Origin of the sequence: Pseudomonas sp. GCM10022186 (assembly GCF_042656385.1) — a bacterium.
GTDB lineage: Bacteria > Pseudomonadota > Gammaproteobacteria > Pseudomonadales > Pseudomonadaceae > Metapseudomonas.
In genome coordinates this window covers 261968-267967 of the sequence record NZ_JBHSOU010000044.1, presented here as the reverse complement: position 1 = coordinate 267967, position 6000 = coordinate 261968, and the positions used below count along the sequence as shown (strand labels likewise).

Here is a 6000-nt window from a genome sequence, read left to right as displayed (position 1 = left end):
CCCTGCCTGATCGCTTCGCGCTCAGGCGTTCATCGGCACCGGAAGCGGTGCTTCCGAAAGCGTGCCTCTTCACCCCTGAAGAGGAGAGGGGTGACTCGCGCCTGACAGGGCGCAGCAATCCTGAAGCCGATACCGGTCTGAAACTGAGCACCAAAGGTGGGGCGGCGACTGCGCCCCGTCAGGAGGCCGAGCGGAATCGTTGCGCAGGGGACGAGCGGCATGGATGCCGCGAGTGGCGTGCGGGGCCAGGGATGGCCCCTCACGCCGGGCCCCCGGCGCAACGATGGAGCGAGGGAAACGCAGTAACAGCCGAAGGCTGGTCACCCCGGCGAAGCCGGGGCCGGATGCAGGGGCAAGCGCTTTTGGTTACTTTTCTGTGGTTCGGCATTCCGACGTTTGAGAAAAGTGACTCGCCGGGAGGCGAAACAGGGACTCGCCGTCCGCTCGATAATCAGCTTGGCTCAGGACGTTCTAGCAACACTTAATGCAGACATAGCCAATGAATTCGCCCCTACAAGGTTGTTCCGCAGTCCCATGAAAAAGCCCCGCACTTGGCGGGGCTCTTTCATGGGGCTCAGTGCACTCAGGCGCTGGCCGGCGACACACCGATGATCTCGGCACGGCTGCGCACGAGTTGCGGCAGCAGCGAACCCACCACCATGCCCAGGACACTGAACAGCAGGCCGGCGAGTTGCGGCGGCCAGAAGTCGGTGTCGGCATAGGTGGCTTCCAGGTAGACCCAGGACAGCAGGCCGAAGGCGATGGCCAGCAGGGCGCCCTGGGTAGTGGCGCGCTTCCAGAACAGACCGAAGAACAGCGGCACCACGGCGGCGACCAGGGTCACCTTGTAGGCGTTGCCGACCATCTCGTAGATGCTCGCGTCGGAGTACAGGGCGAACACCGAGGTGGCCACGGTCATCGCCACCACGCTCAGGCGCATGGCCAGCAGGAACTGACGATCGCTCATGTTCGGGATGAAGCGCTTGAGCACGTTCTCGGTGAAGGTCACCGACGGCGCCAGCAGGGTGCCGGAAGCGGTGGACATGATGGCCGACAGCAGCGCGCCGAAGAACATGATCTGGGCGAACAGCGGGGTACGCTCCATGATCAGGTGCGGCAGGATCATCTGCGAATCCTCGGCCAGCCACTTCTGCACCATGGCCGGGTCGATCAGAGAGGTGGCATAGGTGAGGAAGATCGGCAACATGCAGAACGACAGGTAGAACACGGCGCCGGTCATGGACGCGCGGGCGGCGATGTTCTCGGTCTTGGCCGACATCACGCGGGCGTATACGTCCTGCTGCGGGATGGAGCCGAACATCATGGTCACCGCTGCGCCGATGAAGGCGACTACGTCACGCGGCTCGAAGCTGTGCATGAAGCTGAACTTGCCTTGGCTGGCGGCGTGGCTGATCACCACGTCGGCGCCACCGGCCATGTCGCCGATCAGCCAGGTCAGGTACACCAGGCCGACGACGATGATGACCATCTGCATGAAGTCGGTCAGGGCCACGGACCACATGCCGCCGAACAGGGTGTAGAGCAGCACGATGCCGGTGCCGATCAGCATGCCCTGGGTGGTGGTGATGGAACCGTCGGACAGCACGTTGAACACCAGGCCCAGCGCGGTGAGCTGCGCGGCGACCCAGCCCAGGTAGGAGCCGATGATGACCAGGCTGGTGATCATCTCGACATTCGGGCCGAAGCGCTTGCGGAAGAAATCGCCGATGGTCAGCAGGTTCATGCGGTACAGCGGGCGGGCGAAGACCAGGCCCACCAGCATCAGGCAACCGAAGGAGCCGAAGGGGTCTTCGATGATCCCGGCGAAGCCTTCCTCGATGAAAGTCGCGGGAATGCCCAGTACGGCTTCCGAGCCGAACCAGGTGGCGAACACCATCGCTGCGACCAGGGAGAAGGACATGCTCCGGCCACCGGCCGCGAAGTCCTTGGAGTTTTTGACACGAGTGGAGGCGTAGAAACCGACACCAACGGTGATCAGCAGGTATACCGCAACAAACCAGATCAGCATTTGTTCTTGTTCCAGAGGCACGCCCGTCGGGGCCGGGACCTGGGGAAGGCACCTCGACTGACGGAGTTTTTGTTATTGACGGCGGGGCCCGGCTCGGAGCGATCCGGGCGGTTACCACGGAGGCGAAGTCTGCCAAAGACGTAAAATATGTCAAACAATTAAGTTGCGAATGAGCAAAAAAAACGACAGAACGCTTCTGACCCTCAAGACAGGACTCGTCGCAATACACCGACTTAAAGGCTTTTGCAACGTCACCTTGTGACTCGTCAGTTTTTTATTTTTTACAGGCACCGTTGATTAAGAAAGACACCTGGCTACCGTTCATCGCCTAGGCAAAGGCATCTGCTAGCATCCAGGCGTCATCGTCATGGAGCCTTCCTGCATGCACGCGCTGAACCCCCAGCAAACCGCGGCCTACCTGCGTCACCTGGACACCCCGGTTCCACAGCAGCCCGACCTCGCCAGCCTCGACCGGCTGATCGCCGCCCACCAGCGCCGGGTCGCCTTCGAGAATGTCGACGTCCTGCTCGACCGGCCCATTCGCATCGATGCCGATTCGGTGTTCGCCAAGGTGGTGGAGCGCCGGCGTGGCGGCTACTGCTACGAACTGAACAATCTCTTCGCCCGTCTGTTGCTGGCCCTGGGCTACCGCGTCGAACTGCTGGGCGGCCGGGTACGCTGGGGCCTGCCGCTGGACGCGCCGCAGACCATGCTCTCCCACCTGATGCTGCGCGTGCGGCTGCCCGAAGGCCCGCACCTGGCGGACGTCGGCTTCGGTTCCGCCACCCCCTGGCGCGCCGTGCCCCTGGAGGGCCCGGCAGACCCTGACTTCCCCTACCGCCTGCGCCCCCAGGACGACGGCTCGGGTGAAGTGCAGCTGGAGAATTTCCGCACCGAGACCGGCTGGGCGGCCTGCTACCGCTTCGCTCCCGAAGTGAACGCCTGGGTCGATTGCATCCCGCGCAACTGGTACACCTCCACCCACCCTGACAGCGTGTTCCGCCAGATGCTGATGAGCGCCCGCAGCGAAGGCGACTGCCGCCTGACCCTGGCCAATGGCCTGTTCAACAAGCGCTTTCGCGATGGCCGAGTGGAAAGCCGCAAGATCGAAGACGCCAGCGAGCTGGTGGACGTGCTGCGGACGGATTTCCTGCTCGACCTGCGCGAAGACGAGATCGAGCCGCTGCGGCAACGCCTCGCAGGACTGTTGAACGTCTGATCCCGTGGGGCGGATAGCGCTTTTCCATCCACCATCGGCGCCACCCCGAACCTCGAATGGTGGACCGGTGAAGCGTGGTCCACCCTACAAATGGCGCCCCGTGCTCGAGGACATTCCCATGTCCACCACCGACCTCCTCCAGGCCCTCCACACCCAGGGCTTCACCCTCCTCCCCGGCGTGCTCGACGCTCCAGGCATCGCCACCCTGCGTCGCCTGATGGACCAGCTCCAGCCCATCCACTGGGACTACACCGGCCTGGTGGACGACCACTTCAAATGCGTGTTCAACCGGGGGCCGGAATGGCTGCCCTACCTGGACCTGCCGGGGGTGATCGAGCTGGCCGAGGCGGCCCTGGGCGAAGACTGCCATGTGATCGGCCAGACCGCCTGGCGCTGCCACCCCGGATTCGTCGGCGCCGACCTGCACCTCGACCACCTGGTGATGGAGCTGCCGGAAGACCTGCTGGCCGACCCGGCCTTCCCGCTGCCCATGCAAATCTGCACCGCCCACCTCTACCTCGACGATATCGACGCCGACCTCTGTCCCACCCTGGTCATCCCCGGCAGCCATCGCGCCGGCCGCAAGCCCCGGCCGGGCGAAACCACCTGGCAGGGCAAGGCCGCCGAGGCGGTGTTGTGCAAGGCCGGCGATGTGCTGATGTTCCGCAGCGAGCTGTGGCACGCCGGCAGCCGCAATCGCACCGCCGACCGCAGCCGCTACCTGCTGCAGATCCACTATGGCCGACGCATGGTGGCGCAGAAGTTCTCGCCTTACCTGGCCTTCCGCTTCAACGCCGAAGTGCTGGCCGCCTGCACGGCTCGCCAGCGCCGCTTGCTGGGTGACCACCAGGCCGCCGAATACGACTGACGACGAAAAACCGAGCAAGCGCTTCCGGCCCAGCCGCCGCGGGCTGCCCACGGACTTATCCCGAAGATATCCACAGAGAGGCCCACAGTTTTTGTGGGCATCGCCCAGCCGCGCACAGCATCACGCGTGGGGGCTATGTCAATCGACATTCAGGCTGCAGGCCCGGACATTGCAACCCGGCGCCCATGGCTTCACAGCCGCTGGTCAAAATCCGAACACCTGCCTGAAACAAGTGCCCCACGCAGCCTCCAGCCCGGAATCCAGAAGCTATCCACAACTTGCCCCACAGAATCCGTGGGTATCCGGGGCAGGCAGCCCGATTACCCCGGTTGCACCTTTCCCGCACATGAAACGAGCAACCCGGCCCAACCCGTCTGGCACAAGCCCTGGCGCAATTCATCCAGAAGATATCCACAGCACGCTCCACAGAAATTGTGCGTACCTCCGGGTCGCGCTGTTCTTTACTCAAGGCAGCTCCCGCGCAGGAAACTGCCATGCCCACCCGCCTTGCCGCCTTGTTGCTCCTGCCGGCTGAAACCGCAAAAATCGGCAAATCCATGGCAAAACCTTATACAATATGCGGCTTTTCGTGACATCGAAGCCGAGGTACGCCATGAGCACACTGCCGCCCTGCCCCAAATGCAACTCCGAATTCACCTATGAAGACGGCGCGCTGCTGATCTGCCCCGAGTGCGCCTACGAGTGGTCCGCCGAGGCCAGTGCTGAGGTCGCCGGCGACGAGAAAGTGATCAAGGACTCCGTCGGCAACGTCCTGCAGGACGGCGACACCATCACCGTGATCAAGGACCTCAAGGTCAAGGGCTCGTCCCTGGTGGTGAAGGTCGGCACCAAGGTGAAGAACATCCGCCTGGTCGACGGCGACCACGACATCGACTGCAAGATCGACGGCATCGGCGCGATGAAGCTGAAGTCGGAGTTCGTGCGCAAGGTGTGATCCTCCTTGCTCCCCTCTCCCTTCGGGGAGAGGGCTCCTGCCGTAGGTTGGTGCGGGCAACGCTGGTCCGAGCGCAGCTAAGCCCGACAATGCGTCCTGCGACGTCACTCAAGACTCCTGCAATACCCTCAGCGCCGCCGCCGCCAGGAACCCCGAACGGCTCTTCTGCTCCGGGTGGCTCCTTACGTAATCATCGATGCGATTGAGCAGATAGCCCGGCAGCGTGATGTTCAGCTTCTCCGCCTTGCCCATGTAACGGGTCACCTCGATATCCACCAATGCCCAGGTGCAGCCGGCATAGTCCGGGTTCGCCGCATGGAAGGTCACCTTCCTCGCTACCGGAATGGGCGCGCCCTCCTCCGCGAGAATCTCCAGATGCCCCTCGATGGCCTCCCGCGCCATGGCCATCGCCTCGTCCAGATCGTCGCCAGCGGAGAAGCAACCGGGCAGATCCGGTACTTCCACCCCCCAGGCATGCCCATCGTCACCGGGAAGAATCGCGATCGGGTAAAGCATGATGTGGTCCTCGTCGGGAGAGATGGAACAGGCTCACCTGAGGCCGGCCTGTTTGAGAATGCTGGCCGCCGTCCGGGGCAGCAGATCCTTCTTCGGGTGGGGAATCGTCACCAGCCCCGGCTTGGTCGGGTGCTTGAAGTGATGATGACTGCCCCTGATCCTGACCAGAAACCAACCATCGGCCTCGATCAGCTCCATAAGATGTCGGCTGTTCACGTCCAGTCCTTGGCGTGGATTTGGTGGTTATAGTAACCACCTCTTGGGAAACCGCAATTTATCCGTAGGTTGGGCTGAGCTGTGCGAAACCCGACACGCCCGCCAATCAGGCTCCGCAGATCATTCCACCGAGGACTGACATACGGCGGATTATTCGGTTGCCCTCGACCTGCCGGAAACGTTAAACAGTCGTTCAA

At 63.1% G+C, this 6000-nt stretch carries 6 protein-coding genes; 3 read left to right on the top strand and 3 right to left on the bottom strand.

Annotated features, from left to right (window positions below):
* Positions 1 to 583: 583 nt before the first annotated feature.
* Positions 584 to 2029: a sodium:solute symporter family protein gene (locus tag ACFPU0_RS15915; RefSeq protein WP_377694124.1), complete on the bottom strand. Its 1446-nt coding sequence runs from the start codon at positions 2027 to 2029 to the stop codon at positions 584 to 586.
* 382 nt (positions 2030 to 2411) lie between these two features.
* Here ACFPU0_RS15915 and ACFPU0_RS15910 point away from each other — a divergent pair, with 382 nt between their 5' ends.
* The 3 genes from ACFPU0_RS15910 to ACFPU0_RS15900 all read left to right on the top strand — a co-directional run bounded on the left by ACFPU0_RS15910 (position 2412) and on the right by ACFPU0_RS15900 (position 5071).
* Positions 2412 to 3248 (top strand): arylamine N-acetyltransferase family protein, encoded by an 837-nt coding sequence (locus ACFPU0_RS15910; RefSeq protein WP_377694123.1) that lies wholly within the window; start codon positions 2412 to 2414, stop codon positions 3246 to 3248.
* Between the two features lie 118 nt (positions 3249 to 3366).
* Positions 3367 to 4116, top strand: coding sequence for a phytanoyl-CoA dioxygenase family protein (locus ACFPU0_RS15905; protein ID WP_377694122.1), 750 nt, complete (start codon positions 3367 to 3369; stop codon positions 4114 to 4116).
* Positions 4117 to 4729: 613 nt separating this feature from the next.
* On the top strand, positions 4730 to 5071 hold the full coding sequence (locus ACFPU0_RS15900) for a zinc ribbon domain-containing protein YjdM (RefSeq protein WP_377694120.1): 342 nt from the start codon (positions 4730 to 4732) through the stop codon (positions 5069 to 5071).
* A gap of 108 nt (positions 5072 to 5179) precedes the next feature.
* Here the strand turns inward: ACFPU0_RS15900 and ACFPU0_RS15895 are convergent, their stop codons facing one another.
* Together ACFPU0_RS15895 and ACFPU0_RS15890 are read right to left on the bottom strand one after the other, a co-directional pair.
* Complete coding sequence (locus ACFPU0_RS15895; protein ID WP_377694118.1) at positions 5180 to 5587, bottom strand: type II toxin-antitoxin system HicB family antitoxin; 408 nt, start codon at positions 5585 to 5587, stop codon at positions 5180 to 5182.
* A 33-nt stretch (positions 5588 to 5620) separates the two neighbouring features.
* Positions 5621 to 5803, bottom strand: coding sequence for a type II toxin-antitoxin system HicA family toxin (locus ACFPU0_RS15890; protein WP_377694116.1), 183 nt, complete (start codon positions 5801 to 5803; stop codon positions 5621 to 5623).
* Positions 5804 to 6000 lie beyond the last annotated feature (197 nt).

Bases quoted from the DNA above. Each gene is read 5' to 3' on its own strand.
- ACFPU0_RS15915 (WP_377694124.1), bottom strand. From the start codon at position 2,029: ATGCTGATCTGGTTTGTTGCGGTATACCTGCTGATCACCGTTGGTGTC.
- ACFPU0_RS15910 (WP_377694123.1), top strand. From the start codon at position 2,412: ATGCACGCGCTGAACCCCCAGCAAACCGCGGCCTACCTGCGTCACCTG.
- ACFPU0_RS15905 (WP_377694122.1), top strand. From the start codon at position 3,367: ATGTCCACCACCGACCTCCTCCAGGCCCTCCACACCCAGGGCTTCACC.
- ACFPU0_RS15900 (WP_377694120.1), top strand. From the start codon at position 4,730: ATGAGCACACTGCCGCCCTGCCCCAAATGCAACTCCGAATTCACCTAT.
- ACFPU0_RS15895 (WP_377694118.1), bottom strand. From the start codon at position 5,587: ATGCTTTACCCGATCGCGATTCTTCCCGGTGACGATGGGCATGCCTGG.